The organism is Kitasatospora sp. NPDC088861 (assembly GCF_044750105.1).
Taxonomy (GTDB): Bacteria; Actinomycetota; Actinomycetes; order Streptomycetales; family Streptomycetaceae; genus Kitasatospora.
In genome coordinates this window covers 279262-306252 of record NZ_JBIVJF010000003.1, presented here as the reverse complement: position 1 = coordinate 306252, position 26991 = coordinate 279262, and the positions used below count along the sequence as shown (strand labels likewise).

The 26991-nt window shown below is 72.8% G+C and carries 28 protein-coding genes, 1 pseudogene and 1 riboswitch; of the genes and pseudogenes, 19 read left to right on the top strand and 10 right to left on the bottom strand.

Annotated features, from left to right (window positions below):
* Positions 1–7: 7 nt before the first annotated feature.
* From ACIP37_RS08170 to ACIP37_RS08160, 3 genes are all read right to left on the bottom strand, one after another.
* Positions 8–1069, bottom strand: a complete 1062-nt coding sequence (locus ACIP37_RS08170; RefSeq protein WP_350885009.1) for a prenyltransferase — start codon at positions 1067–1069, stop codon at positions 8–10.
* Positions 1066–1815, bottom strand: a complete 750-nt coding sequence (locus tag ACIP37_RS08165; protein ID WP_363372252.1) for a methyltransferase domain-containing protein — start codon at positions 1813–1815, stop codon at positions 1066–1068. The genes ACIP37_RS08170 and ACIP37_RS08165 overlap by 4 nt, the downstream gene beginning before the upstream one ends.
* Positions 1816–1938: 123 nt before the next feature.
* Complete coding sequence (locus ACIP37_RS08160) at positions 1939–3249, bottom strand: glycosyltransferase family 4 protein (RefSeq protein ID WP_079135554.1); 1311 nt, start codon at positions 3247–3249, stop codon at positions 1939–1941.
* Between the two features lie 254 nt (positions 3250–3503).
* On the opposite strand from ACIP37_RS08160, the gene ACIP37_RS08155 reads away from it, so the two are divergent.
* The 6 genes from ACIP37_RS08155 to ACIP37_RS08130 all read left to right on the top strand — a co-directional run bounded on the left by ACIP37_RS08155 (position 3504) and on the right by ACIP37_RS08130 (position 10094).
* Complete coding sequence (locus tag ACIP37_RS08155; RefSeq protein ID WP_063351068.1) at positions 3504–4133, top strand: TetR family transcriptional regulator; 630 nt, start codon at positions 3504–3506, stop codon at positions 4131–4133.
* 92 nt (positions 4134–4225) lie between these two features.
* A riboswitch (cobalamin riboswitch) is annotated at positions 4226–4301 on the top strand.
* A gap of 117 nt (positions 4302–4418) precedes the next feature.
* Positions 4419–5666 (top strand): prenyltransferase/squalene oxidase repeat-containing protein, encoded by a 1248-nt coding sequence (locus ACIP37_RS08150; RefSeq protein WP_400805538.1) that lies wholly within the window; start codon positions 4419–4421, stop codon positions 5664–5666.
* Between the two features lie 86 nt (positions 5667–5752).
* Positions 5753–6445 carry an SCO2322 family protein gene (locus ACIP37_RS08145; RefSeq protein WP_400805537.1) on the top strand — a complete coding sequence of 231 codons (693 nt, stop codon included), beginning with the start codon at positions 5753–5755 and terminating at the stop codon, positions 6443–6445.
* 63 nt (positions 6446–6508) lie between these two features.
* Positions 6509–7612 (top strand): CbiQ family ECF transporter T component, encoded by a 1104-nt coding sequence (locus ACIP37_RS08140; RefSeq protein ID WP_363580808.1) that lies wholly within the window; start codon positions 6509–6511, stop codon positions 7610–7612.
* Positions 7609–9219, top strand: coding sequence for an ABC transporter ATP-binding protein (locus ACIP37_RS08135; RefSeq protein ID WP_400805535.1), 1611 nt, complete (start codon positions 7609–7611; stop codon positions 9217–9219). Before ACIP37_RS08140 ends, ACIP37_RS08135 begins: the two co-directional genes overlap by 4 nt.
* A complete protein-coding gene (locus ACIP37_RS08130; protein WP_400333464.1) occupies positions 9216–10094 on the top strand; it encodes an ECF transporter S component in 879 nt (292 codons plus the stop codon). Before ACIP37_RS08135 ends, ACIP37_RS08130 begins: the two co-directional genes overlap by 4 nt.
* Positions 10095–10120: 26 nt before the next feature.
* Here the strand turns inward: ACIP37_RS08130 and ACIP37_RS08125 are convergent, their stop codons facing one another.
* Positions 10121–10948, bottom strand: a complete 828-nt coding sequence (locus ACIP37_RS08125) for a helix-turn-helix domain-containing protein (protein WP_400805532.1) — start codon at positions 10946–10948, stop codon at positions 10121–10123.
* A gap of 393 nt (positions 10949–11341) precedes the next feature.
* Here ACIP37_RS08125 and ACIP37_RS08120 point away from each other — a divergent pair.
* A pseudogene (locus ACIP37_RS08120) lies at positions 11342–11869 on the top strand (alpha/beta fold hydrolase); the annotation flags it as partial.
* A gap of 220 nt (positions 11870–12089) precedes the next feature.
* Here the strand turns inward: ACIP37_RS08120 and ACIP37_RS08115 are convergent.
* Positions 12090–13304: a helix-turn-helix domain-containing protein gene (locus ACIP37_RS08115; RefSeq protein WP_400805530.1), complete on the bottom strand. Its 1215-nt coding sequence runs from the start codon at positions 13302–13304 to the stop codon at positions 12090–12092.
* Positions 13305–13592: 288 nt separating this feature from the next.
* Between ACIP37_RS08115 and ACIP37_RS08110 the strand changes: the two genes are divergently transcribed.
* Both ACIP37_RS08110 and ACIP37_RS08105 read left to right on the top strand, forming a co-directional pair.
* Complete coding sequence (locus tag ACIP37_RS08110) at positions 13593–14144, top strand: flavoprotein (protein WP_400805528.1); 552 nt, start codon at positions 13593–13595, stop codon at positions 14142–14144.
* A gap of 235 nt (positions 14145–14379) precedes the next feature.
* A complete protein-coding gene (locus ACIP37_RS08105; RefSeq protein WP_400805526.1) occupies positions 14380–14850 on the top strand; it encodes an NUDIX domain-containing protein in 471 nt (156 codons plus the stop codon).
* Positions 14851–14980: 130 nt separating this feature from the next.
* Here ACIP37_RS08105 and ACIP37_RS08100 read toward each other — a convergent pair whose 3' ends face one another.
* Complete coding sequence (locus tag ACIP37_RS08100; protein WP_400805524.1) at positions 14981–15310, bottom strand: hypothetical protein; 330 nt, start codon at positions 15308–15310, stop codon at positions 14981–14983.
* 421 nt (positions 15311–15731) lie between these two features.
* Here ACIP37_RS08100 and ACIP37_RS08095 point away from each other — a divergent pair, with 421 nt between their 5' ends.
* Both ACIP37_RS08095 and ACIP37_RS08090 read left to right on the top strand, forming a co-directional pair.
* The gene (locus ACIP37_RS08095; RefSeq protein ID WP_363580792.1) at positions 15732–16907 is read left to right on the top strand and encodes a macrolide family glycosyltransferase; all 1176 of its coding nucleotides are present in this window, start codon (positions 15732–15734) and stop codon (positions 16905–16907) included.
* 98 nt (positions 16908–17005) lie between these two features.
* Positions 17006–17653 carry a M15 family metallopeptidase gene (locus ACIP37_RS08090; protein WP_400805522.1) on the top strand — a complete coding sequence of 216 codons (648 nt, stop codon included), beginning with the start codon at positions 17006–17008 and terminating at the stop codon, positions 17651–17653.
* Between the two features lie 124 nt (positions 17654–17777).
* Here the strand turns inward: ACIP37_RS08090 and ACIP37_RS08085 are convergent, their stop codons facing one another.
* Positions 17778–18104: an antibiotic biosynthesis monooxygenase gene (locus ACIP37_RS08085; RefSeq protein WP_363580788.1), complete on the bottom strand. Its 327-nt coding sequence runs from the start codon at positions 18102–18104 to the stop codon at positions 17778–17780.
* 401 nt (positions 18105–18505) lie between these two features.
* Complete coding sequence (locus tag ACIP37_RS08080) at positions 18506–19261, bottom strand: helix-turn-helix domain-containing protein (RefSeq protein WP_400805520.1); 756 nt, start codon at positions 19259–19261, stop codon at positions 18506–18508.
* A 157-nt stretch (positions 19262–19418) separates the two neighbouring features.
* Here ACIP37_RS08080 and ACIP37_RS08075 point away from each other — a divergent pair, with 157 nt between their 5' ends.
* From ACIP37_RS08075 to ACIP37_RS08055, 5 genes are all read left to right on the top strand, one after another.
* Positions 19419–19610, top strand: coding sequence for a hypothetical protein (locus ACIP37_RS08075; protein WP_400805519.1), 192 nt, complete (start codon positions 19419–19421; stop codon positions 19608–19610).
* A gap of 19 nt (positions 19611–19629) precedes the next feature.
* A complete protein-coding gene (locus ACIP37_RS08070) occupies positions 19630–19770 on the top strand; it encodes a hypothetical protein (protein ID WP_363580782.1) in 141 nt (46 codons plus the stop codon).
* A 176-nt stretch (positions 19771–19946) separates the two neighbouring features.
* Positions 19947–20153 carry a hypothetical protein gene (locus ACIP37_RS08065; protein WP_363580780.1) on the top strand — a complete coding sequence of 69 codons (207 nt, stop codon included), beginning with the start codon at positions 19947–19949 and terminating at the stop codon, positions 20151–20153.
* Between the two features lie 58 nt (positions 20154–20211).
* Complete coding sequence (locus tag ACIP37_RS08060) at positions 20212–20421, top strand: DUF397 domain-containing protein (protein WP_400805518.1); 210 nt, start codon at positions 20212–20214, stop codon at positions 20419–20421.
* A 562-nt stretch (positions 20422–20983) separates the two neighbouring features.
* Positions 20984–21172, top strand: a complete 189-nt coding sequence (locus ACIP37_RS08055; protein WP_363580777.1) for a hypothetical protein — start codon at positions 20984–20986, stop codon at positions 21170–21172.
* Between the two features lie 83 nt (positions 21173–21255).
* Here ACIP37_RS08055 and ACIP37_RS08050 read toward each other — a convergent pair whose 3' ends face one another.
* On the bottom strand, positions 21256–21666 hold the full coding sequence (locus tag ACIP37_RS08050; RefSeq protein WP_400805516.1) for a cupin domain-containing protein: 411 nt from the start codon (positions 21664–21666) through the stop codon (positions 21256–21258).
* A 63-nt stretch (positions 21667–21729) separates the two neighbouring features.
* On the opposite strand from ACIP37_RS08050, the gene ACIP37_RS08045 reads away from it, so the two are divergent.
* Entirely contained in the window at positions 21730–22242 is a 513-nt protein-coding gene (locus ACIP37_RS08045) for a MarR family winged helix-turn-helix transcriptional regulator (protein ID WP_363580773.1), read from the top strand.
* A gap of 49 nt (positions 22243–22291) precedes the next feature.
* The gene (locus ACIP37_RS08040) at positions 22292–23359 is read left to right on the top strand and encodes a S41 family peptidase (RefSeq protein ID WP_400805514.1); all 1068 of its coding nucleotides are present in this window, start codon (positions 22292–22294) and stop codon (positions 23357–23359) included.
* Here ACIP37_RS08040 and ACIP37_RS08035 read toward each other — a convergent pair.
* Complete coding sequence (locus ACIP37_RS08035) at positions 23356–25428, bottom strand: MFS transporter (protein ID WP_363580769.1); 2073 nt, start codon at positions 25426–25428, stop codon at positions 23356–23358. The two genes, ACIP37_RS08040 and ACIP37_RS08035, sit on opposite strands and share 4 nt — an antisense overlap.
* Positions 25429–25831: 403 nt before the next feature.
* On the opposite strand from ACIP37_RS08035, the gene ACIP37_RS08030 reads away from it, so the two are divergent.
* Positions 25832–26977 (top strand): peptidoglycan-binding protein, encoded by a 1146-nt coding sequence (locus ACIP37_RS08030; RefSeq protein WP_400805513.1) that lies wholly within the window; start codon positions 25832–25834, stop codon positions 26975–26977.
* Positions 26978–26991 lie beyond the last annotated feature (14 nt).

The window sequence follows — 26991 nt, the reverse complement described above, 5'->3', positions numbered from 1 at the left end:
ACGGGCCTCAGCAGCAGTCCTGGACCACCAGCCCGGCGGGCAACTGCTCCCCGCCGAAGACCGCGACCGTCGCCGGGTCGCCACCGAGCGCGGCGACCGCGAGCAGCAGCGCGCCGGCCGTCCAGGTGGTGCGCTCCTCCGGCCAGACGGCGTCGTCCTCGAAGACGTACCCGGTCCAGTAGGAGCCGTCCTCGTGCCGCAGGTGCTTCTGGATCCAGCGCAGGATCTCCACGGCGCGGTCGGAGCGGCCGATCGCCCAGAGCGCGAGGGCGAGTTCGGCGCTCTCGCCGCCGGTCACCCACGGGCGGTCGCTGACGCAGCGCACGCCGAGGCCGGGGACGACGAAGCGGTCCCAGTCCCGGTCGATCCGTTCCAGCGCCGCGTCGCCGCGCAGTCCGGTGCCGAGCACCGGGTAGTACCAGTCCATCGAGTAGCGGCCCTTGTCGAGGAACCGCTCGGGGTGGTGGGTGATGGCGTGCCCCAGCCGGCCGGCGGCGAGCTCCCAGTCGGGCTGCGGCTCCTCCAGGTACTCGGCGATGGCCAGCCCGCAGCGCAGCGCGTGCAGCATGCTGGACGAGCCGGTGAGCAGCGCCTCGTCGGTGGCGGTGCCGTCCTCGTCGAGGCGCCAGGCGATCGGGCCGCCGGGCAGCCGCTGGCCGACGATGAAGTCCAGCGCGCGCCGGACGACGGGCCAGATCCACTCCAGGAAGGCGTCGTCGCCGGCGCTGAGGTGGTGGTGCCAGACGCCGACGGCCACGTAGGCGCAGAAGTTGGTCTCCTTGGCCCGGTCGGTGACGGCGCCGTCGGTGTAGGCGGCGTACCAGGAGCCGTCCGGGTTCTGGGTGGCGGCGAGCCAGCGGTAGGCGGCCTCGGCGGCGGCGTGCTCGCCGGCGGTGTCGAGGGCCATGGCGGCCTCGGTGTGGTCCCACGGGTCGAGGTGGTGGCCGGCGAACCAGGGTATGGCGCCGTCGGGAAGCTGTTCGGCCAGGATGCTGCGGACGGTGCCGGCGGCCTGCTCGGCGTCGAGCACCCCGTCGAGCAGCAGTGCCTCGGGGACGGCGGCGGTCATGCGTCCACGCGCCCGGGCTCGGTCCGCCGCGGCTTGGACGCGTAGGCGACGAAGCTCTTGCCGATGACCGGGTTGAGCGCCCGTTCGGCGGCCTTGGTGAGGGTGCTGATCACCGGGGTGCCGACGATGTCCCAGACCAGCAGCTGGTGGTAGGCCTTGACCGGCAGCGCCTTGTCGTTGTTCACGCCGACCGCGCACTTGATCCACCAGTACGGCGAGTGCAGCGCGTGCGCGTGGTGGGTGCCGTAGGGCTCCAGGCCGGCGTCCTTGAGCTTGCCGAGCAGTTCGTCGCCCCGGTAGATCCGGATGTGGCCGCCCTCGACCTCGTGGTACTCGTCGGACAGCGTCCAGCAGATCTTCTCGGGCAGCCAGCGCGGCACGGTGACGGCGAGCAGCCCGCCCGGCTTGAGCACCCGGAACATCTCGTTGAGCACGCCCTTGTCGTCCGGTATGTGCTCCATCACCTCGGAGATGATGATCTTGTCGAAGTAGTCGTCCTCGAACGGCAGCGCCAGCGCGTTGCCCTCCATCGCGACCGCCGACGCGCCCTCCGGGGCCTCGCCGGCCTGCTCCATCGCGGCGAACCACTTCTGGACCTCGGCGATCTCCTCGGCGTTCTGGTCGAGGGCGATCACGTTGGCGCCGCGGCGGTAGCACTCGAACGCGTGCCGGCCCCCGCCGCAGCCCAGGTCGAGCACCCGGTCGCCGGGGGCGAGCGGGAAGCGCGAGAAATCGACGGTCAGCACTGCAGGGCTCCCATTCCTTTTGCTACCAAGCGGACTTGACGCCGCGTCAGTTCGATCCGCTACCGCTCCGCACCGGGCGGCCGGGGCCGCCGGGCGGGCGCCGCGCAGGGCGGCCGGAGCGACTCAGGGCACGTACCGCCAGCCCGGCCCGGAGCGGGCCCGGGCGCCGGCGCCGGTGGCGATCGCCGCCCGGTAGGCGTCGGCGGTCAGCTCGGCGGCCCGCGCCCAGGTGAACCGGGCCAGCACCCGCTCCCGGCCGGCCGCGCCGAGCCGGGCGCGCAGCCGCGGGTCGTCCAGCAGCCGGCCGAGCGCCGCCGCCAGCCGGTCCGGCTCCCCCGGCGGCACGGCCAGGCAGGTCTCCCCGTCCGGCCCGGCCACCTCGGGGATCGCGCCGCCGGTGGTGGCGACCAGCGGGGTGCCGGTGGCCATCGCCTCGGCGGCGGGCAGCGAGAAGCCCTCGTACAGCGACGGCACGCAGGCCACCTCGGCCGAGCGGTAGAGGTCGACCAGCTCCTGGTCGGTCAGACCGCTGCGGAACTCGATGTGGTCCGCCAGCCCGAAGCGGCGCACCGCCTCCGCCACCGGGCCGTCCTCCTTCTGCGGCTTGCCGACCACCACCAGGTGCGCGGGGCGCTCGGTGCGCACCTTCGCCAGCGCCTCCACCAGGAACACCAGGCCCTTGAGCGGGACGTCCGCGCTGGAGGTGGTGACGATCCGTCCGGGGACGCGGGCGATCTCCTCGGAGGGCGACCAGAGCCGGGTGTCGGCGCCGATCGGCACCACCGAGATCGCGCCCGGCGCGGCGCCCAGGTGCTCGGCGATCTCGCGCTGCGAGGTGCCGGAGACGGTGATCACGTGGTCCAGCCGGGCGGCGACCCGGCGCTGCATCCGGGTGAAGGCGTACCAGCGGCGCAGCGACAGCCGCTTGACCCGGGTGGTGGCCGCGTCCAGCTCCAACTGCCGGTCCACGGTGATCGGGTGATGGATCGTGGTGACCAGCGGGAAACCGTGCCGGGCCAGGCCGAGCAGGCCGTAGCCGAGCGTCTGGTTGTCGTGCACCACGTCGTAGCGGCCCTTGTGCCGGGCCAGGTACTGGCGGGCGCGCAGCGAGAAGGTCAACGGCTCGGGGAAGCCGCCGGTGCGCATGGTGGCGAACTCCAGCACGTCCACCGGGCTGCGGAACTCGCCGCGGGCGGGCGTGCGGAACGGGTCCTCGGCGCGGTAGAGGTCCAGGCTGGGCAACTCGACCAGGCGCACCGAACCGGGGCCGTCGACCTCGTCCAGCACCGGGTACGGCTGGGCACCGATCACGTCCACGTGGTGGCCGAGCCTGGCCAGCTCACGGGAGAGGTGGCGCACGTACACGCCCTGACCGCCGCAGAAGGGGTCCCCGCGGTACGACAGCAGGGCAATCCGCAGCGGCTGCGCGGTCATCCTCGGGCCCTCATCTCTAGCTGCTATTCCTGTGCTGCTGCTGTCTCTGCGTTGGCGACGGCGCTGCCGCCGGTCGCTAAAGTAGATCAGGTTTCAGTGGCTGTGGAACTCGTCATCGACCATGTGAACAATGAGAGACCTCGAAGATACCGGCCCGTAGCTTTCCCTCAGGAGCCAGGGCTGGTGATTCCCGCCACGCCGACCCTGCCGACCTTGTGGAGCACGCCGCCACCCACGCGCCCCGGGAGCACTCCTTGCCGCCGCCGACCACCTCCACGAGCCCCACCACCCCGCCCCCCGCGCAGCCGGGCGAGCCGCCGCTGACCGCCCGCCAGGCCGAACGCCGGCGCCGGATCCTGCGGGCCGCCACCGCCCTGGCCGCCCGGGGCGGGTACGAGGCGGTCCAGATGCGGGAGGTCGCGGAGACCGCGCAGGTCGCCCTCGGCACGCTCTACCGGTACTTCCCCTCCAAGGTGCACCTGCTGGTCGCGGTCATGCTGGAGCAGTTGCAGGGCCTCCAGGAGCACATCCGGCGCCACCCGCCGACCGACCCCGAACCGGCCCCGCGGGTCGCCGACACACTCACCCGCGCCTTCCACGCGCTCCAGCGCGAGCCGCTGCTCGCCGAGGCGATGGTCCGGGCCCTGTCCTTCGCGGACCGCTCCGTCGGCGCCGAGGTGGACCAGGTCAGCACCGCCACCGGCCAGCTCATCCTGGACGCCATCGGCCAGTCCGGGCCACCCAGCGAGAGCCAGCGCGCGGCCGTCCGGGTGATCGAGCACACCTGGCACTCCGCCCTGGTCGCCTGGCTCTCCGGCCGCGCCTCGATCGCCGAGGTCCGGGCCGACCTGCACACCGCGGCCCGGCTGCTCACCCTGCCCTGACTGGAACCTGTTCCTGCCCGGGCGGGAGGGGCCGGCCGCCCCCGGCGGTTAAAGTCGACGGACAGCACAACTTCATCCCGTCCCTCCCCCGGGGGAAGCCGGTGCGAATCCGGCGCTGACCCCGCAACCGTGAGCCCGGCCCCCGTGACGGCCCGGGCGAGTCGGACCGCCCGTGGAGGGGCGAGCGGCCAGCCCGGGCCCGCCACGCGCACCGCCCGGCACCGTCGAGGACTACGGAACGGCCCCGCCGGGCCACCACCGCTCACCGAAAGGCACACCTCCACCATGCTCACCGCCGCCCGTCTGGGCGCCGCCGCCCTGTCCGCCGCGCTCCTCGCCGGCGCCACCGCCGGACCGGCCCTCGCCGACAGCCCCGCGCCCACCGCCGCCGCCGTCCCCGACGGCCTCTACGGCAAGGGCGACCCGACGTACGACGGCGTCTGGCGGCAGTCCCTCGCGCTCACCGCGCTCGCGGCGGCCAAGGCCACCCCGGCCGACTCCGCCGTCGGCTGGCTCACCGGACAGCAGTGCGAGGACGGCGGCTGGCCCTCCTTCCGGGCCGCCGGCGCCGCCTGCGACCCCAAGACCGAGGACAGCAACGCCACCGCCGTCGCCGTCCAGGCCCTCGTCGCCCTCGGCGGGCACCAGGAAGCCGTCGACAAGGGCGTCCAGTGGCTCAAGGCCACCCAGAACGCCGACGGCAGCTGGCCCTACAACCCCGGCAGCCCCGGCGACGCCAACTCCACCGGCCTCGCCGTGAACGCCCTCTTCGCCGCGAAGACCGACCCGGCCGGAGTCGCCAAGGCGGGCAAGAACGCCTTCGACGGGCTCGCCCTCTTCCAGCTCGGCTGCGCCGCCCCCGCCGACCAGCGCGGCGCCTTCGCCTACCAGCCCGACCCGTCCTCCGGTGCGCTCGCCCCCAACGCCCTCGCCAGCGCCCAGGCCTCGCTCGCCGCCGCCGGCGGCCACCTCCCGGTCGCCACCACCGCCCGCACCGACGCCGCGCCCAAGGCCCTCGGCTGCGACTCCGCCGCCACCTCCACCGCGGCTGCTCCGGTCGCGCACGCCGACTCCGGCGAGGCCGCCGGGGCGTACCTCACCGCCCAGCTCGCCGCGGGCGACAACCACCTCACCCTCACCACCCCCGGCGCCGCCCCCACCCCCGACTACAACGCCACCGCCTGGGCCGCCCTCGGCCTCATCCAGAGCGGCCACCCCCAGCAGGCCGCCGGCGCCGTCGACTGGCTCGCCAAGGAGGGCGCCGGCTGGACCAAGGGCGGCACCGACGCCGCCGCCACCGCCAGCCTCCTGCTCGTCACCCAGGCCGCCCAGCGCGACACCGCCCCGCTGACCGCCGAGCTCACCGCCCTCGGCCCGGCCCTCAAGGCCACCGCCGGCCCTGCCCCGACGGCGGCGGCGCCCAAGAAGGACGACGGCATCGGCCAGTACTGGCTGATCATCGTCGGCCTCCTCGTCGGCCTCGGCGGCGGCCTCCTCCTCAGCCTCCAGCGCAAGCGCGGCCAGAGCCTGTGACACCCCGCCCCGCGCGCCGGGCCCGCCCGGGCCGCCGCCGTGGCCGCCGCGCTCTCGGCTCGCGGCTCGGCTCGCGGCTCGGTGCGGTGCTCGGTGCGGTGCTCCTGCTGGTCGCCTCCGCCGGGGCGCCGGCGGAGGCGACGACGGGATACCGGTACTGGTCGTTCTGGCGTGCCGGCGGCGACGGGTGGCTGTACCAGCAGCAGGGGCCGGCCGTCGCCGTGCCGCCGGACGGGGCCGTGGACGGGTGGCGGTTCGCGGTGAGTCCGGACGGCGGGCAGGATGCGGCACGGCCCCGGACGGCGGGCGACTTCGCCGCCGTCTGTGCGGACACGCCCGCGCAGGCGGGCCGCAAGCGGGTCGCGGTCGTGCTGGACTTCGGCACCGCCACCGACTCCGGCTCCGGCTCGGCTTCGGGCTCGGGCTCGGCTTCCGGTTCCGGTTCCGGTTCCGGTTCCGGTTCCGGTTCGGGCGAGGCGCCGCCCGAGCAGCGGAGCGCGTGCGCCAGCGTCGTCTCGAACGCCACCTCGGCCGAGGTGCTGGCCGCCGTCGCCCCGCCGCTGCGCTACGACGCCAACGGCCTGCTCTGCGCCATCGCGGGCTTCCCGAAGGCCGGGTGCGCCGACCAGCTCGGGTCGGCGGCCAAGCCGGCCGACCCGTCCGGCGACGGCGGCGGCTCGGACTCCGGCCCGGACGTCGGCCTGATCGCCGGTGGCGCGCTGATCGCCGTGCTGGCCGGCGGTGCCGTCTGGCAGGCGCGCCGCCGCCGCACCTCCTGACGCCTCCCGAGCCCTTCTTCCCCCCTCCCGCACCCCTCCGGACCCCTTCACCTGGACTGACCCATGAGCACCGCCCGCACCACCCGACCGCCCACCGGACCCCGGCAACTGCACCCCGGGGCCTGGTGGTTGTGGGCGCTCGGGCTGGGCGCGGCGGCGACCCGCACCACCAATCCGGTGATCCTGCTGCTGCTCGCCGCCGTCGCCGGGTACGTGGTCGCGGCCCGGCGAGGCGACGCGCCCTGGTCGCGTTCGTACGGCGCGTTCCTGCGACTGGGCCTGCTGGTGCTGGGCATCCGGCTGGTGTTCGCGGTACTGCTCGGCTCGCCGATTCCGGGCACGCACGTGCTGTTCACACTGCCCGAAGTGCCGCTTCCCACCTGGGCGCAGGGAGTGCGGATCGGCGGCCGGGTGACCGTGGAGGGACTGCTCGCGGCGCTGTACGACGGGCTGCGCCTGGCCACCCTGCTCGCCTGCGTGGGCGCCGCGAACGCGCTGGCCAGCCCGGCCCGACTGCTGCGCGCCCTGCCCGGCGCGCTGTACGAGGCGGGCGTGGCGGTGGTGGTGGCGATGACCTTCGCGCCGAACCTGGTCGCGGACGTCCGCCGGCTGCGGGCGGCCCGCCGCCTGCGCGGCCGCACCGACCGGGGGATCGCCGCCGTGCTGAGCGTCGGACTGCCCGTCCTGGAGGGCGCGTTGGAGCGTTCGGTGGCGCTGGCCGCGGCGATGGACACCCGCGGCTTCGGCCGCACCGCGGACGTCCCGCGCCGACTCGCCCGGGCGACGGCCGCGCTCACCCTGGCCGGCCTGCTCGGGATCTGCCTGGCCGCGTACGGGCTGCTGACCGCGGGCGGCGCGGGCTGGGCGCCGCCGGTGCTGCTGCTGGGCCTGGCCGCCGCCTTCGCCGGACTGCTACTCGGCAGCCGACGATCCGTCAGGACACGCTACCGGCCCGACCCTTGGGCACTGCCCGAGTGGCTGACCGCCGGATCGGGCGCCGCCGTCGCCGGGTTGACCATCTACCTGTCCACGCGCGACCCGGCCGCCTTCGCGCCCACCGTCGTCCCGCCGACCGTCCCCGCGCTGCCGCTGGCCGCCGTGCTGGCCGTACTGCTCGGCCTGGTACCGGCGTTCGCCGCCCCGACCCCACCCCGGAGGGCTTCGTGATCACCTTCGAGCAGGTCTCCGTCCGGTACGCGGACGCCGCCGCCCCCGCCGTCGCGGACGTCGACCTGACCGTCCCCGAAGGCGAACTCTGCCTGCTGGTGGGCCCGTCGGGCTCCGGCAAGTCCACCCTGCTGGGCGCGGTGAGCGGGCTCGTCCCGCACTTCACCGGCGGCACCCTGCACGGCCGGGTCACGGTCGGCGGCCGGGACACCCGCGAGCACCGGCCGCGCGAACTCGCCGACCTGGTCGGCACGGTGGGCCAGGACCCGCTGGCGCACTTCGTCACCGACACCGTCGAGGACGAACTCGCCTACGGCATGGAGTCCCTGGGCCTGCCCGCCGACGTGATGCGGCGCCGGGTCGAGGAGACCCTCGACCTGCTCGGCCTCGCCGACCTTCGCGACCGCGCCCTCACCTCCCTCTCCGGCGGCCAGCAGCAGCGCGTCGCGATCGGCTCGGTGCTCACCGTGCACCCGCGCGTCCTGGTCCTCGACGAGCCCACCTCGGCGCTGGACCCGGGCGCCGCCGAGGAGGTGCTGGCCGTCCTCCAGCGGCTGGTGCACGACCTCGGCACCACCGTGCTGATGGCCGAGCACCGGCTGGAGCGCGTCGTCCAGTACGCCGACCAGGTGCTGCTGCTCACCCCGGGCGCCCCGCCCGTCCTCGGCGAGCCCGCCGAGGTGATGGCGCACTCCCCGGTGCACCCGCCGGTGGTCGGCCTCGGGCGGCTCGCCGGCTGGCGGCCGCTGCCGCTGTCCGTCCGCGACGCCCGCCGCAAGGCCGCCGGGCTCCGCTCCCGGCTGGACGGTCTGCACCCGGGCGCGGCCCCTGTTCCAACCGTTTCGACCGACGCCCCGATCGCCGCCGCCGAACGCCTCGCCGTCCGGCGCGGCCCCGTCCAGGCCCTGCGCGGCGTCGACCTGGCGCTGCACCCAGGCGAGATCACCGCTCTGATGGGCCGCAACGGCGCCGGCAAGTCCACCCTGCTGGGCAGCCTGGTCGGCCTGCACGCCCCCGCCTCCGGCCGGGTGACGGTCGGCGGACGCACCCCGCACCGCACCCGCCCGGCCGAACTGATCCGCCAGGTCGGCCTCGTCCCGCAGGACCCGCGCGACCTCCTCTACGGCGAGAGCGTCACCGCCGAATGCGCCGCCGCCGACACCGACGCGGACGCCACCCCCGGCACCTGCCGCGCCCTGGTCGAACGGCTGCTGCCCGGCATCGCCGACACCGCCCACCCGCGCGACCTCTCCGAAGGCCAGCGGCTCACCCTCGCGCTCGCCGTCGTACTCACCGCCCGGCCCCCGCTGCTGCTGCTCGACGAGCCGACCCGCGGCCTCGACTACGCCGCCAAGGCCCGGCTGGTGGAGATCCTGCGCGACCTCGCGGCGGAAGGCCACGCCGTCCTGCTCGCCACCCACGACGTCGAACTCGCCGCCGAACTCGCCCACCGCACGGCGATCCTGGCCGAGGGCGAGATCGTCGCCGACGGCCCGACGGCCGACGTCGTCGTCTCCTCCCCCGCGTTCGCCCCGCAGGTCGCCAAGGTGCTGGCACCCGGCCCGTGGCTCACCGTCCGCCAGGTCGCGGAGGCGCTGAGCGCATGAGCCGCCCCGCTCCTTCCGGTGTTCCTGCTGGTCGCCCCGTTCCGCTCGGCCGCCGCTCGGTGACGGCCCTGCTCCTGACTTCCCTCGTCGGCGTGGCGGCCTTCGGCTGGCCGCTGCTCGCCTCCACCAAGTCCGCCCTGGTCGGCCACGCCACCGACGCCCCCTGGCTGTTCGCCCTCCTGCTGCCGCTGCTCCTCGCCGTCGTCATCGCCCAGATCTCCGAAGGCCGCACGGCGGGCGGCGGCGCGCCCGGCCTGGACGCCAAGTCCGTGGCCCTGCTCGGGGTGCTGGCGGCGGCGGGCGCGGCACTACGGCCGCTCGGCGCGGGCACGGCGGGGTTGGAGCCCATGTTCTTCCTCATGGTGCTGTCCGGCCGGGTGCTCGGGCCGGGCTTCGGCTTCGTCCTCGGTTCGCTGTCGATGTTCGCGTCCGCGCTGCTCACCGGCGGCGTCGGGCCCTGGCTGCCGTTCCAGATGCTCGCCATGGGCTGGGTCTGCCTCGGCGCCGGCCTCCTCCCGGGCTCCGCGCGCCTGCGCGGCCGGCGCGAGCTCTGGCTGCTCGCGGGCTACGGCGCGCTGGCCTCCGTCCTCTACGGCACGATCATGAACCTCCAGGGCTGGCCGTACATCGCCGGGCTCTCCGGCTCCATCTCCTTCGTCCCCGGCGACCCGCTGCCCGCCAACCTGGTCCGCTTCGCCGCCTACTGCCTCACCACGTCGCTGGGCTGGGACCTCCCCCGCGCCGCCCTCACCGTCGTCCTCTGCCTCACCCTCGGCACCGCCGTCCTGCGCGCCCTGCGCCGCGCCACCCGCCGGGCCGCCTTCGACGCGCCGGTGACGTTCCGGCCGCCGGACTCCCGGCCGCCGAGCAGGTGAACTCCGTCTCCCCACCCCGGGGTCGACTACGGCAAGGCCCGCGACACCCTCGGAGCCCGACACTCCCCGCAGACCTGCCCGACACCCGCGACGGGCCGCCCGCACAAGCCGTCCCGCCCGGGGCACTCATGCCGACGCGGCCCCGACCCGCCGCCGCCCTGCGGGGTCAACGGAACGGGCGGCACCTTCGCCAACCTCCCCGCCAGCACCGCCCCCACGCTGTGCGTGACCCTCTCCGGCAAGGGCGCGGCCAGGATCCCCGCCAGCGCCTCCCCGCTCCACCCGCCCGCGAGCAGCCCCTCCACCCGCGCGGCCTGATCGCACAGCGGCTTGCCCGCCAGCGCCATCCTGGGCTCCCTGCGCCCGAGTTCGAGCAGCAGCGCCATGCCCGCCGTCAACTTCCCGGACGGACGGACGGAGGGAACTTCCGCTTCCTTCCCCATCACCTTTCCGGAAGGGCTTCCCGCCTTCCCGGCGCCCGCCACCCCAGCTCCGGGCCCACCGGCGGCCGGGGACACGGGAAGCGGCGGCACGGCGTGAACCGCCTTGCCCGTCACCGGCACTTCGTGCACCGAGACGATCGTCCGCACCTGCCCCGTCACCGGATCCCGCTGCGTCCGCCGCACGTAATGCCCGGCCGCCTCCAGCTCACGGAGCGCCCGCGCCACCGTCGCCCGGCCCTCGACGCTCTTCGCCGCCAGCGTCCGGATGTCCTCCCGCGCACCGTCCGGCAGGCTGAGCAGGTAGCTGAGCAGCCCACGCGCCGCCCAACTCAGCGAGTGCTTCCGGACGACGTGGCCGTTGTCGAGGATCGTGTACCCGGGCGAGTGCTTCGGGATACGATGAATGTGCATTCGGGAGCCCTTTACTCCTAGTGCCATTCCCCGGGGTGTTAGCGCACCGCCGGGGCTCACTTTTGCCGCGCACAGGCCGTCCCTCCGAACGCCCGCGCCGACCCAATGATCACCGTAATGCGCTAACCGAGCGTCAAACTCCCTACCACATCACCCAAACGGGCGGCGCAAGCGCACCCCCCCCAGCGCGCCCCAGGCCCACAAGCCCGGAACACGCCCCACATCATGGGCGAGTTGCTACGTTCGACTCATGGCTGACTACGAAACCACGTTCCGGTCACTGGACGGCACGGAACTGTTCGGCACGGTCACTTCCTCCCCAACTCCCTAGCGGCACTCGCCGTTCTCACCCACGGAGCTGGCGTCACCCGCGAAGAGGGCGGGTTCTTCGACCGCTTGGCGGCCGGCCTCGCGGCCGCCGGCATCACCTGCCTGCGCTTCGATCTGCGGGCCCACGGCGCGAGCGCCGGGCGCTTCTCCGACATCACGATCGCCGCCATCGCCAACGACATCCGGGCGGCATCCGAGCACCTGGCAGAGATCGCGGGTCGCCCCGGGCCTGTGCACGTGATCGCAGCATCGTTCTCCGGCGGGGCTGCGGCCCTGCACGCGGGCCATCGACCAGACGACGTCGACAAACTCAACGGCACCGGAGTAGTCGAACCGGGCCGCGGACTCCGCCTCCCGAACGGCCAGTTCGGCGCATTGCGCACAGTCGCCGACCGGCCCCGAAGCGGTATCGCGCCCCGCCCCCATCAGTTCCACCGGGACGCCCAGTTCGCCTCATGTACGCGCGCTTCCAGGTGCTCACGCCGCAGCCGCAGCCACTCGCCGTTCGCGGCCTCGAACCGTACGAAGGCCCGAATGGTTCCGTCGCCGTCCCGCAACCACTCGCCGCCCTGTTCGTCACGTACGCGGTAGCAACGCGCCGCCGGGTCCCAGCGGATGCCGTACCCGTACGTGGCGGCCGGATCCAGCTCCCGCACCTCCTGCCGCGACAGCCTGGCCGCCCTCGCGGCGGCGATTCCGTCCTGCGCCATTCGCACACTCCCTTACGCACCGAACCCGAAACGTCACTCAACGCTACGGGTTCGTCACTGTGCGAAGGGGTAGGGTTTCTGCCACCAACTCCGGCAGCCCGCTATGCGGCCATCCCGATCGACTCGGCGAGTCGACGCCCGGCCTCCTGGACCGGCGAACGGCCATCAATCAACCCTCGGACCATGGCCCGCGCCTCCTCGTTCCACCGGGCCGTCTCGGGCGCGACCGCAACGGCGTCCGTGAGCAGTTCCACCACGGACGCCGATTCCCCGCGAAGGACGTGTGCCCGCGCGACCTCGATCAGATGGCGACCACGGCGCGGAATCGCCGTGACCTCGGCCACCGGCAACCGTCGGGCCCACCGAAGCGCGGTACCGGTCTGGCGAAGCTCGACCGCCACAGTGACCGAGTGCAACCCGACCGCCTGACGGGAGCCCGACGTCGGGGCGCTCCAGAAGCCTGCGGGAAGGCGCTCGGCAACGGCTGCCGCACGGTCGATCCAGCCCCAGGCCTCACCGGCCTCACCGGCGACCGCATGGGTGATGGCCGCATGGAAGGCCATGTCCGCCCACGCCGAGGCCAGTTCCGGCGAATCCCCGCGGACGGGGTCGAGCAGGCGAAGAGCTCCCTCGGTCAGTGACTGGGCGCTGTCCCACTGGCCGGACTTCCGGAACGCCTCCACCAGGAACCAGCACGCCTGCGCGATCGCCCGCCGGTCGTCCGATGCCCGTGCGGTGGCCAGCGCCCGTTCGGCGACCCGCCAGACCAGGTTGCCGTCCCCTTGGAAGGCCGCATACATCTGCGTCAGGTTCAGTGCGCCGGCGTACATCACCTCCGCCCGACGCCGATCGGCGCAGTCCTGATGCGCAGCTGCCAGGGAGGCCGCCGACACGAGCGCCGGCAGCAACTCCGCCAAGGCGGTCCGGTGGTCGCCTCTGGTCATCCTGGTCCGCCAGGCGTTCGCCAGCTGGACCTCGATGTGGTCGAGGTTGGGCACCGGCCCACCGGCCGACCCGAGCTGCGCACCGTCAACCGCCCGCCGGACGGAGTCCAGCGCCGCGTGTTCCACGCCTGAGTACAGCGCCCTGGGCATGCTGCCGTCGCCCGTCAACAACGAGAGATCATCAACCCCCAAGTGCTGAGCGATACGCACGAGCATCGGCAGGCGCGGCGGCAGCAACGCCCCGTTCTCCACCTGCTTCAGCCAACTCGGCGACCGCCCCAGCAGCGCGGCCAACACCGGACGAGACTTCCCTGCACGCTCCCGGTAGTACTGGATGCGCCGGCCAACGGGCAGAGCGGGATCCACAGCCATGCCACCAGCGTAGGGCCGCCGGGTCTCCTCGGGCAGCCAGAGAAAAGAATTGAGCACGCTCCGAATCCAGGCCTCCGGAGGGCGGGGTGGCCCCTCCTGCACCGACGCATCCCCGGTCCAGAGCGACGGGTCGCACTCTGGGTGGAGTCCGCACGGGCGTACAGCCGACACGGCAGACTGGCCGTGGGATGCGGGGCGCCCAGAATCGCGAAGAGCTGTGCGCCGGAAGACATCCGTCGGCGCTGTCCCGGAACTTCGCTGCTTCTGCCAGGAATTGGGAGTCCAGACTTGACCGACCAACGCGAGCCGTTCCTCTACGTCGTCGTCTGCGCCTCGGGCATCGCGGACGACGTCGGCACCTTGATCAGCGCCGCCCAGGCCGAAGGCTGGAAGGTCGGCGTCATCGCCACCCCCCATGGGCTCGGGTTCATCGACCCGGAAGCCGTCGAGCGCCAGACCGGCTACCCGATCCGCTCGGCTTGGCGCACTCCCGCAATTCCCCAGCCCCTTCCCCCGGCGGACGCCATCGCCGTAGCGCCCGCCACGTTCAACACCATCAACAAATGGGCCGCCGGGATATCCGACACCCTTGCGCTCGGCATTCTCTGCGAGGCGTACGGGCTCGGCATCCCCACTGCCGTTCAGCCCTACGTCAACTCGGCCCAAGCAGCCCACCCTGCGTACAGCGAGAGCCTGGAACGACTCCGCTCGATGGGCGTCCTGATCGGCGACTACATCCCCCACAAGCCGAAATTCGGCGGAGGCCGCGACAAGTACAACTGGACCCACGTCCTCGACCTGCTTCGCCCCGTACTGGCCCCGGTCACAGAGCAGAACTGACAACGTGCACCCCGGGACCAAGCCCCGGGGCGCACAGGCCGGAGCTGAGACAGCTGAAGCGCGCGGCACCCGCCCGGCCGGGCCCGCGCAGCGCCGGCCAACGGGCAGAGCGGGATCCACAGCCATGCCACCAGCGTAGGGCCGCCGGGTCGATCAAGGCAGCCGGAGAAGGGAATTGGGCACGCCTCGCATCCAGCCGCCCAGGGGATTCCGTCGCGGCGACTACAGTCTCGCCGTGACCGACTCCCCGCACGAAGCCCTGGCCCAGCCGCGCACCGCCGCCGGTGTGCTGTTCTTCGACGAGGAGAACCGCATCCTCCTCGTGAAGCCGACCTACAAGCCCGGTTGGGAGATCCCAGGCGGCTACCTGCACGCGGGCGAGACCCCCAGCGAGGGAGCGGCCCGGGAGGTCAAGGAAGAACTCGGCATCACCCCGCCGATCGGCCGCCTGCTCGTCGCCGACTGGGCACCCCACCCCGCCGAGGGCGACAAGCTCCTCTTCGTCTTCGACGGAGGGGTTCTTCCGACCGCCGAACTCGACCGCATCACCGTCGACCAGGTCGAGATCGGCGAGCACTCCTTTCACCACGTCGACCAACTCGACGCGCTCCTCATCCCCCGGCTCGCCCGCCGAGTCCACGCCGCATACGCCGCCCGAACACAGGGCGAGACCGCCTACCTTGAGCACGGAGCGTCGCACGCGTAAACCAGGGGCCTCTGCGGCAACACCTTTCAAGAGGCACCGAGCCATCGCGACTCGACACGGCAAACCCGCCGTCCGCTACGAAGCGACCGCGCCGGTCACAGCCATCGACGAGTGGCCATGACCAGCTCGGTCATCGTTCGACGCCCGGCTCGTACAAAGGCAGGAAGTGGATGACCGGTTCCTCATACGGATGAGCCGCGCGCACTGCTCGCAGCACAGCCTCGGCCTGCTCGGCATCGCAGACGGATTCGACCCTGCTCTCCTCGCCCTGCCGCACTTCGCCCACTTCACCGTCGTAGGGCCGAGAACCAGGCAAGGGCCTCCATGTCCCCGTGACCCGCCAGGTGCTGGCGCACCGGGCATAGTCGCCGACCCGCCCCGCGCCGGCCGCCTGGAGAGCATCGATCACCTTCTCGACATGACTCTCCGGGACAGCTATCTCGATCTTCAAACGCGCCATGCCCGGACCCTAACAACCAGCGCCGGCCCACACCTTCGCAACCGGCCCTGGATCCCGAGATCCAGCCGACCTGCGAGGCGGCGGCTCCACGCCACGCCGTCACACACCATCCGCGAGGTCGCGCAGCGTCTGCCCGGCCTTCGCGGTCAGGACGAGCGGGCCCTTCCCGTTCGTCCACACGGCCCGCACGTCGAGGCTCCGCAGGCGCCGGCCCTCCGCCCACCTCACCCCGACCGACCCGTCTCGCGACCTTCCATGCGAACCTCCATGTGATCCTCCACACCGGCCGATCTTCGGCCGAACCCCACCCCTCGTCACCGCAACGACTGCCAAGGTTACGTACTGTTCTGAAAGGCGAGTTGACGACAAGTCAGCCAGCCGAACGCAGGACGCCTAGCGACATACGAGGAGAGGGCCCGACATGTCCCGACCAGCACACATCGCCATGGTGAACATCCCGGCACACGGCCACGTCAACCCCAGCCTGGAGGTGATGCGGGAGCTGGTCGCCCGCGGCCACCGGGTCAGCTATGTCAACGACCCGTCGTTCGCCGGGCAGATCGAATCCACCGGCGCCCAACTCGTGCCCCACGACACAACCCTGCCGATCGCCAAGGGCGGGGTCGACCCCAACATCGGGGCCGGCGTGCACACCATGATCTTCGAGGAGGCGCAGGCGATGCTGCCGCGACTGCGCGAGGCCTTCCACGACGACCGGCCCGACCTCGTCCTGTACGACTTCATGGCGTACGCGGGCCGGGCGCTGGCCGACGGCTGGGGCGTGCCGTCCATGCTGATCTCACCGTCCATGATCATCCGGGAGGACTCCCACCTGGCGCGCTTCGAGATGGCGCGGGAGGCCTTGGAGGCGGAGAAGATCCCGGAGCGGTTCGCGCAGTGGCTCGCCGACAACGGCGTGCCGGCGGGCGAACCGTTCGGGTACATGCTGCGCCCGGATCGCGGGCTGGCGCTCATCCCGCGGGTGCTCCAGCCCGAGATCGAGCTGGTCGATCCCCAGATCTTCTCCTTCGCCGGGCCCTGCCTCGGCGCCCGCGAGCACCAGGGCGGTTGGACCCGTCCGGAGGGGGCGCAGAAGGTGCTGCTGGTCTCGCTCGGCTCCACCTTCACCCACCAGCCCGACTTCTACCGCGCGTGCCTGGAGGCCTTCGGCGACCTGCCCGGCTGGCACGTCGTTCTCCAGGTCGGCCAGGCAACCGACCCGGCCGAACTGGGTACGATCCCGGCCAACATCGAAGTGCACCAGTGGGTGCCGCAGTTCGCCGTGCTCCAGCAGGCCGACGCGTTCGTGACCCACGCCGGAATGGGCGGGTGCAGCGAGGGCCTGTACTGCGGGCTGCCGATGGTCGCGGTGCCGCAGGCCGCCGACCAGTTCGACAACGCGGACCGGCTGGTCGAACTCGGCGTCGCCCGCCGGCTGGACACCCCCCAGGCCACCCCGGAGGCGCTGCGCTCCGCCGTGCTGGAGCTGACCGGCGATCCGGCGGTGACCGCCCGGCTGGCCGAGCTCAGCCGCGAGGTCCGCGCCGGCGGCAGCGCGGCCAGGGCCGCCGACCTGGTCGAGGCCGCCCTCATCTGAACCACCCGTCCGCCACCGCCCCGCCGCCCGGGGCGGTGGCGGACACCGCACCGGCCGCCGGGCCCGCACCGCCGCTCCCTCCTCCCCAAGAGACCCTGTTGACCGAGATCATCCTCATGTCCGACCCGCAGGTGGCCGCCGTCCCCGTCCAGGACTGCGGCGACCGCCTCCTGGACGTACGCGAGCACGAACTCCTGCTGGACGACCGCAAGCACGACGACACCGGGGCGTTCGCCCACCTGCGGTCCGGCGTGCTCGACCGGCTCCTCGACGCCCAATCGCACCTCCCGGACGGCCTGCGGCTGCTCTTCGTCGAGGGCTACCGCCCGCCGGCCCTCCAGCGCCGCTACTTCGACCAGTACACCGCCGAGTTGCGCGCCGCGCACCCCAACTGGCCGGCCGCGCAGCTCCGCTCGGCCACGAGCCGCTACGTCTCCCCGCCCGAGATCGCACCACACAGCGCCGGCGCCGCCGTCGACCTCACCCTGGCCGACGCCGACGGCCACGAACTCGACCTCGGCACCCGGGTCAACGCCAACCCGGAGGAAAGCGCCGGAGCGTGCTACACCGACGCCGCCGACCTCTCCCCCGAAGCCCGCACCAACCGGCAACTCCTCAGCCACACCCTCACCCGCGCCGGCCTCGTCAACTACCCCACCGAGTGGTGGCACTGGTCCTACGGCGACCGCTACTGGGCCCTCACAACAGGCGCACCCGCCGCCCTCTACGGCCCCCAACACCGATAGCCCTCACGCGACTGCCCTCCCACGCCCGCCGCAAGCTCCGCCCGACCCGCCGACGACAGGACGGGCCACCCAGAGCGCCCCGGGGCTCGGAAGCCCCGGGGCGCGTCGGTCACTCGGTGAGGCGTCAGGCCTTGGGGCCGGCGGACTGGACGACCTCGAAGGACCAGAGGGTGGAGCCGGAGGCGGCGGGGCGCTTGGGGGCCTCGCCCTCCGGGGCGGCGGGGCGGTGGGCGGCCTGCATGGGGCCCTCCATCCACGCCTTGAAGTCCTCCTCGCTGCGCCAGCGGGTGTAGACGAGGTACTGGTCGGTGCCCTCGACGGGGCGGAGGAGCTCGAACCACTCGAAGCCGTCCGAGTTCTCCACCGCGCCGGCGCGGGAGGCGAAGCGCTGCTCCAGGACCTCCCGCTGCTCGGCGGGAACCGTCAGTACGTTGATCTTGACGACGGACATGCCGCTCCTTCTGCTCCGCCGGGGCCGCGGGTGCGGCCGCCGGTCCGGTGACTGTCTGCGGTCAGCAGTCTCCTACACCTCACACCGTACGGGTCGGGCGATCCGGGGCCTGTCGATCGTGACGCCCTGCGGCAACTTGCCCGAAGTGCAGGCGGAGAAGGTGCGCGCAAGCCTGGTTGGAGAACCCGAAATCCAACCGAATGGGGCACAGCCATGGGTATCGGCGACAAGTTCCGGGACAAGGCCGAGCAGTTGGAGGAGGAGGCGAAGTCGCGCCTCGGCAGCAAGGCTGGGCGTTACGGCTGTCCCCAGCGCTCCTGAGAAGAGTCCCCGCACCGTCCCATCCCTTATCGGGTGAGGTCAGATGCGAGCACTCTTCCCCGTCTGCACTGTGAGGCGGGCTACGCCTCCGGCGGCACGCTGTAGCGGCTCAGGACGTCGTCCGCCGTGGACTTGTCCAGCAGGCGCAGTTCCCACGGCCCGGAGTTGACGTCGAAGTCCTTGCCGAAGCCAACCCACTTGCCGGCCATGCGGCGGCCGGTCGGGTCGACCAGCAACTGAATGGCGCCGTGGTACCTCGCCCCCTGGTAGTAGCCGTCCTGCGCGGTCTGTTCCACCCAGGAACCCGTCACGACGTTCCGATCAACAGTGAGATCGAATGACAGTGGCGAGTCAGGGTTGGACGACGCACCGGGCAGGGATCGCCCCGTGATCCGGTTCCCGCTCTGGGACAGCACGACATGATGCAGGCCGGTGAACGTGTTCTCCCGACTGCTGCTGTAGAACTCGTAGTGGCTGACCCATACCCCCGAGTGGTCCTCACCGGTAGGAGTGGGCGCGGCCTGCACGGGCATGCCCGGTTCATCACTGGTCACGTCGTGCCCTCCCGTACCGTCCACGCTGACCCTTGGCGGCAACTGTGGCGAGTCGAAGCCGAGGCGGTCAACGGGAATCTTGGTGACAGCTTCAAGGGCTCGAACGTACACCGGGCGGGGATACCGCACCTCTCCCGACTCCCAGCGCTGAACAAGGCGCTTGCTGGCGTCGTTCGGCTCCCCTTGGTCGTCCCCGACCGCCCGCAGCCGCTTCGCGAACTCGTCCTGACTGAGACGGAGCCCGAGGCGTACGGCCCGAAGGGTCTCATTCGGCGTAGTCATGGCTAGACGATAGGCCCAAACGTCGCCCAACGACGCCGAAATGACGTCTTGCCAGGACTCCGGAGTGACGCCCTCACGCCGTCGCAATGGCTCACAAGGTCGGGGCACGATCAGCCTGCTGACAGTCGGAGGACCACGGAATCGGAGTCGGAGAGCGGTGACGATGACACGCGAGGACCACGAGGCCGATCGACACAGGCGACCGCCCGGCAAGCGCGCCAGCCCGGCCTTGATCGCCGCTTGCCGCGCCGACTACCGCGAGGCCAAGGCGGACGACGACCGGCGTCCCCCGGACCCCTTCAAGTACGCCCCGCTGGGGTGGGAGGACGTGACCAGTGGCGCCGCCTGACAGCCGGCCGAGGTGTGCCGTGTGCGCATCCTTCGACAAGATCGACCACGCGTTCGCGGAGTCGCCCCAGCTTCCGGATCAGTCGGTGCTGCGCGAGATCGAACTTCGCCGCCTGGCGCACGAACTCATCTGCAAGGCGGTGGCGCGTGTCGCTTCGTGAGATCGCTCGGCGGAGACCGGACACGCCCGCCCCAAACGCTGATCAGTGCCCCGGCTGCCAGTACTTCGACTTCGCGCAAGCGCAGTACCCGGCCGAGGATTTCCCCACGATCGCGCGGAACTTGGCGCGTAGGCGGGCGCAGCACATCGCGGACGGCGAATGCCCGGTAGTGCACGATGCCGACGAGTGAGCCGGAGTACCTGCCGCCGGACTGGACGAGTTTCCTGGGCGGACCAGTGCCGTACCCGGTTGACCAAGGCGACCAGGACAGCGCCGAGGAGGACGCCTTGCCGCCCTTGGGGCCCGTCCCCGACTCGCCGACCATGGCCCGCCTCAGGATCGCGACGGCGATCGCCAACGCCCGCTCCCGCTGGGGGATTTGAGACTCCCACTCCAAGAGGGTGGGGACCGCAAGGGAAGATCGAGAGAGAGGACAGTGCAATGACCGCCCGTCCCGAATTCGAGTTCGTCACCATCGCGGCGTGCCAGAACACGGTGCGCAAGGCGTGCCCGCAGGTGGCCACCAACATCCCCGGCGTCGTCGCCTTGCGCGACAGCGAGCGGCCCGGTGAGGTGGTCACCATGACCCGTGAGGCGTGGGCGGAGTTCACCTACGCCGTCAAGTGCGGGGAGTTCGACCTGAGCGCGTAGGAGAGTAGTGGACTGTCCGCTGTGTGATCAGCCCGTCGCGTTCGACCCGGAGACAGGCCAAGGCTTCTGCTTCCGGTGCGACCAGTGGGCGACCGTCTACCCGGATCAACCGGACCCGTACCGGTACACGCCCAAGAATCGGCCCTACCGGCCGAGAAGGCACGGGCCGAACGACCACCCGGGTAGTCACGGTGGGCAGTCCACACCCGCATGACCCCGAAAACGGCCCCGCCCATACGTCGTCCCCCGTGGCGCATGGGCGGGGCTTCGCCGTCCGGCACTTCCTGCGACGGCCGGTCAGCGCTTATGTGAGTGGCTTGACACATTCGTTGATCTTGACGACGGACATGCCGCTCCTTCTGCTCCGCCGGGGCCGCGGGTGCGGCCGCCGGTCCGGTGACTGTCTGCGGTCAGCAGTCTCCTACACCTCACACCGCGCGGGTCGGGCGATCCGGGGCCTGTCGATCGTGACGCTCTGCGGCAACTTGCCCGAAGTGCAGGCGGAGAAGGTGCGTGCAAGCCTGGTTGGAGAACCCGAAATCCAACCGAATGGGGCACAGCCATGGGTATCGGCGACAAGTTCCGGGACAAGGCCGAGCAGTTGGAGGAGGAGGCGAAGTCGCGCCTCGGCAGCAAGCCCCCGAAGGGGGACGACGCCCAGCAGAAGGCCGCCCAGACCCAGCAGCAGGGCCAACAGCAGGGTCAGCAGAACCTGGACGACCTCCAGGACGACATCGACGACCGGAAGTAGCGGCGAGGACCGGGCGGGGACGGTCAGGGGTAGGCCCTCGACCGTCCCCGCACCCGTGCCCGGACCGCCGGACCGCCTCGCGGTCAGGCGATCCACGGCGGGAGGAGGCGCTCGGCGTCGCGGGGGGCGAGGCCGCAGGCGCCTTCGGGGGTGACGGCGTCGGGGTTGTAGGCGTGGGCGGGGGACGGGCCGGCGACGATGGCGGTGAAGCCGTCGGCGGTGGTGATCTGGCGGGCGAGGTCGGCGGGGAGGACGAGGGTGTCGCCGGCGGTGAGGGGCACCGGGCCGTCGGGGAGGGTGACGGTGGCGGTGCCGGTGAGCAGCGTCCAGATCTGTTCGACGTCCATGGCGTGCAGCGGGCCGCTCTTTCCGGCCGTCATGTCGACCTGCCACAGGGCGAGGGCGGTTGAGCCCTGGGTGGGTGAGGCGTAGGTGGTCATGACGGCGTTCGGCGTCTCGGTGCGACGGGCGTCGGTGTGGCGGATCACGGGCATGGCGAGGGAACCCCCTAAGGTGGTCAATGGCGTTGTCTATATGGTCAATGAGGTTGTCTACCTATGTCAAGCGAGCCCGCGAGCACACCCACCAGCGCACCCACGAGCGAACCCGCCCCGCCCGGCTTCGAGTTGCCGCTGCGCCTGCTGCTCGCCTTCCGGACGATCATCGACGAGCTGCACGAGCGCATCGCCCGCGAGGGCCACCCCGACCTGCGGCCCATGCACGGCTTCGTCTTCCAGGCGATCGGACCGCACGGCACCACCGCCGTCGAACTCGGCCGCCGGCTCGGCGTCTCCAAGCAGGCCGCCGGCAAGACCGTCGAGAACCTGGAGCAGCTCGGCTACGTCGAGCGCGGCGGCGACCCGGCCGACGCCCGCCGCAAGGTGGTCCGGCTGACCGCCCGCGGGGTGGACTGCCTGGTCCGGTCGGCCCGGATCTTCGACGAGCTGCGCGCCGAGTGGTCCGCCACCCTGGGCGAGGAGCGCCTGCGCGAGGTGGAGACGGCCCTGCGCCTGCTCGCCCCCGGCGACCCGTTCCGCCTCGACACCCCTCGCTGGTTCGGGAGTCCGTGAGGGAGGATCAGGAGCGACACGAACCAGGGGCAAGCGGAGGGAGAAGCGGATGAGACGGCTGGGACGGACGGTTGCGGCGGCGGCCGTACTGGTGCTCGCGGCGTGCTCCTCGCCGGCCCCCGAGTCACCGACCCCCGAATCACCAGCCCCCGAGTCGCCAGCCCTCAAGTCGCCGCCTCCCGAGCACATGTCCCCCGAGGCCCGCGGCTACCTCTCGGAGGCCCTGGACCTCATCCAGCGGAAGTCCCTCAACACCGCGAAGGTGGACTGGCCGAGGCTCCGCACCCAGGCCTTCGCCCAGGCGGCCACGGCCCGCACCCCGGCCGACACCCACACCGCGATCAGGGCCGCCGTCACCGCCCTCGACGACCACCACAGCCGCTTCTACCCGCCCGACCAGGCGGCGAGGGTCGACGCCGACCCGGAGGCAGTGAACGCCCCGACCACCCGGCAACTCCCCGGCCGAATAGCCCAGTTGACCCTCCCGGCGGTGAACGGATCGGAGCGCACCTACGCCGAGTACGTCACCCGCGGCCGCGCCGCCGTCGCCGAAGCGAGCGCCTGCGGCTGGGTGGTGGACCTGCGCAACGAGACCGGGGGCGGAATGTGGGCCCCGCTGGCCGTCGCGGCGCCGGTCCTCGGCGACGGCCCGCTGGGCGCCTTCGTCACCGCGGACGGCACCCGCAGCACCTGGTCGGTCCGCGACGGCGTGCCGTACCTGGACGACGCCCCGCAGGCTTCCCCCGCCACCCAGCACGACAAGGCGCCCACCCACCACGACAAGACGCCCGGAACGCCCGTTGCCGTCCTCACCGGCCGCGCGACCGGCAGCGCGGGCGAGGCGGTCGCCATCGCCTTCATCGGCCGCCCGGCCACCCGCAGCTTCGGCCAGCCCACCTACGGGGTGCCCACCGGCAACGCCGCCCACCGGCTGTCGGACGGCGCCGTCCTGCTGCTCACCGGCGCCGCCGAGGCCGACCGCACCGGCAGGGTGCACGAAGGCCCGATCGAGCCGGACGAGGCGGTCGAAACGGCCGACCCCCGCAAGGACGACGACCCCACGCTCGCCGCCGCCGTCACCTGGCTCTCCCACCAGACCCCCTGCGAGGCGGGCTAGAACGACCGCCCCTCGCCCCGGTACGGCGGCTCGTGGGCCGGTCGGTCGGGGCGGTCGCGCCGGTCGGCGCAGAGGGTGGAACTGAGGCGGGTGAGCAGGTCGGCGAGGTCGGCGTACTGCTGCTCGTCCCAGTCGCCGAGCAGGTCGGCGAGTTGCGAGCGCCGGGCGGCGACCAGCTTGACGGCCGCCTCCGCCCCCGGTTCGGTGAGCCGTAGCGGCAGCCCGCCGCTGCGGACGGCGAGGCCCCGGCCCTCGACTTCCCGGACGGCGCTCTCGATGACGGCGATCGGGATGATCCGCCGCTCGGCGAGTTCGGCCGGCTCGACCGAGCCGTGGTGGTGCATCTGCAACAGCAGCCAGCTGGAGGCGGGTTGGAGGTCCAGCCCGGCCCCCTCGGTGATCCGCCGGAAGAGGTCGCGCCGGGCCTCGCGGGAGCTCAGCACCGAGAGCGCGCGGGCGATCTCGTCCAGCGACGAGCGTTGGACGGGGTTGAGGCCGATGGATCCGCTCAGGTCGGGCGCGGTGGCGGTGGAGCGCAGCTTCTGCTCGCGCAGGAACAGCGACAGCACGAAGGCGACCATCGCGACGGGCACCGCGTACAGGAACACCCTGGTGATCGACTCGGCGTACGCGTGGTGGACGGCTTCCTGCGCGACGGCGGGCAGCCGGGTGATCACCCGTGGGTCGGAGGTGATGGCCTCGGGGTGGAAGCCAGGCGGCAGCGGCAGGCCGGTGAGGGCGTCGGCGAGCCGGTCGCGCAGCCCACTGGCGAACAGGGTGCCGAAGATGGAGACGCCGAAGGAGGCGCCGATGGAGCGGAAGAAGGTGGCGCCGGCGGTGGCGACGCCGAGGTCCTGGTAGCCGACAGAGTTCTGCACGATCAGCACCAGTACCTGCATGACCAGGCCCAGCCCGAGGCCGAAGACCAGGAAGTAGAGGCTCATCTCCGTGGTGCTGCTGTGCTCGTCGAGCCGGGAGAGCAGCAGCAGGCCGACGGTGGTGACGGCCGTCCCGGCGATCGGGAAGATCCGGTAGTGGCCGGTGCGGGCGACGATCTGGCCGGAGCCGATCGAGGTGAGCAGCATGCCGAGCACCATCGGCAGCATGTGGATGCCGGACAGGGTGGGCGAGACCTGCATGACGACCTGGAGGAAGGTCGGCAGGTAGGTGAGGGCGCCGAACATCGCGAAGCCGACCACGAAGGAGATCACCGCGACCAGGCTGAACGTCCGGGAGCGGAACAGCCGCAGCGGCAGCACCGGTTCGCTGGCCGTCCGCTCGACCAGGACGAAGGCGAGCAGCAGCACCAGGCCGAGCACGCCGAGCCCGACGATCTGCCAGGAGGTCCAGCCCCAGGTGGTGCCGCCGAGGGAGGTCATCAGCACCAGGCAGGTGGCGACGGCGGCGATCAGCACGGTGCCGAGGTAGTCGATCCGGTGCCGGCGCCTGACCTCCTGGCCGTGCAGGACGGCGGCGATCACCACCAGGGCGACGATGCCGATCGGCAGGTTGATGTAGAAGACCCAGCGCCAGCTGAGGTTGTCGACGAACAGGCCGCCGAGCAGCGGCCCGAGGACGCTGGTCACGCCGAAGACGGCGCCGAAGAGGCCCTGGTACTTGCCGCGGTCCCGGGGGGAGACGAGGTCGCCGACGATGGCCTGGGTGAGCACGATCAGCCCGCCGCCGCCCAGGCCCTGCAGCGCGCGGAAGGCGATGAGTTCGCCCATGTTCTGGGCGATGCCGCAGAGTACGGAGCCGAGCAGGAAGATCACGATGGAGGCCTGGAAGAAGCGCTTCCGGCCGTACATGTCGCCGAGCTTGCCCCAGAGCGGGGTGGCGGCGGTGGAGGCCAGCAGGTAGGCGGTGACCACCCAGGAGATGTGGTCCAGGCCGCCGAGGTCGCTGACGATGGTGGGCAGCGCGGTGGAGACGATGGTCTGGTCGAGGGCGGCGAGCAGCATCGCCAGCAGCAGGGCCCCGATCGGCACCCAGAGGTTGGGGGCGGTGACCTCCGGCGGGCCGGGCTCGTACGCCGGGCTGCGGTCGGACGCGGCGCGCGAGTCCGTCATGGCGGCTCCGTAGGGTCGCGGGCCCCGGCCGAGGCGGCGGGCCCGTGCGGATGATCACTCCCAGCTCACCATGCTGTCAGAAATGCCCCGGTTTGCTCCCTCGGATTGAGCCGAACGTAGCCTCCGGGCCTGCCCGAGCGGACCCTCCGGGCCTGCCGACCCAGGACGCACCGAGCCGAGCCGACCACACCCACCGCACCGACCCCGCCGCCGGCACCGGGGACATCCGCCGCCCCCCGACCGTTCCTCGGGAGACAACCGCCACCAACCGGCACAACACCCCCGCCCGGGTCCGGACGCCCCTGTCCCCCCTCCGGGACGTCCTGCATAATCAGGCGCGATCGTGAGCCCGGGAACCGCCCCGGGGCACGGAGACCGCCCGAGAACCGAGGAGGACCGGCCGATGCCGGACCAGCACTGCCCGACGTGCGGCACCGCACGCTCCACCGGGTGCGGCTGCGTCCCGGACCCGAGCCTCACCGAGACGGCCGTCCTCCCGCACCTCGAAGGCCCGCCGCTGGTCCGCCCGTACGTGCCGCAGGCGGTCGGCCAGGTCGCCGAGGAGCCCGTGGCGGACGTCCCCGCCGTCGACCCGTTCGCGACCGCCGTCCTGCCGCCGGTCGCCCCGGGACAGCCGGCCCCCGTCCACCCCGCCGCGCCCCCGCCCGCCGCTGCCCCGCCCGTGGTTCCCCCGCTGGGGCCGGACGCCGACGCCTACGCCACCACCGTGCTGCCGCCGGTGCCCGCCTCCGGGCCGGGCGCTTACGCGGCGGCGACGGCCCCGCAGGCCGCGTCCGGCGGCGACCTCGGAGTCTTCCCCTTCGACCATGCACCAACGCCCGGGCCCGAGCCGGAGCCCGTCGGCGGCCGGGCCGCGCGCAGAGCCGCCGAGCAGGCCACGCAGAACCCGCTGGCCCGGCACAAGCTGCTGCTGGCCGGGGTGGGCGCCGGCCTGGTCGCGCTCACCATCGGCATCGCGTACGCGGTGACGCCCTCGCCCGCGCCGACGACCCGGCAGGCGCAGCCGCTGCCCACCACCCTGGCGCCCGCGCCGGTGGAGCCGACCGCCCCGGCACCGACGGACCCGGCCACCCCGCCGCCGACCAGCGAGGCGCCGAGTCCGACGTCGTCCCCCACCCGCAAGCCGAGCCCGACGAAGACGGCCACCCCGGCGCCGACGCCGACCACCCAGGCCCCGGCCGCCGCTCCCCCGGCCCCGGCTTCCGCCCCGACCGCGCCCCCGACACCCACGCCCACCCCCACCACCGCGACGCCCACGCCGACTCCGACGCCGACCCCCACCCCGACGCCGACCCCGACCACCCGGGTGCTCCAGATGGGGATGACCGGCGCTGACGTCAAGGACATGCAGCAGCGGTTGTGGGCGGCCGAGTGCGGATACGTCGACAAGTCGATGATCACTGGCACCTTCGACTTCTGGACCAGGTCGGTGCTCGGCGACTACCAGACCAGCAACCGGATCAAGGGCGAGACCTACGTCTACGGCCCGAAGACCCGGGCCGCCCTGGAGGCCGACCCGGGCTGCTGAGCCCCGCGAACAAG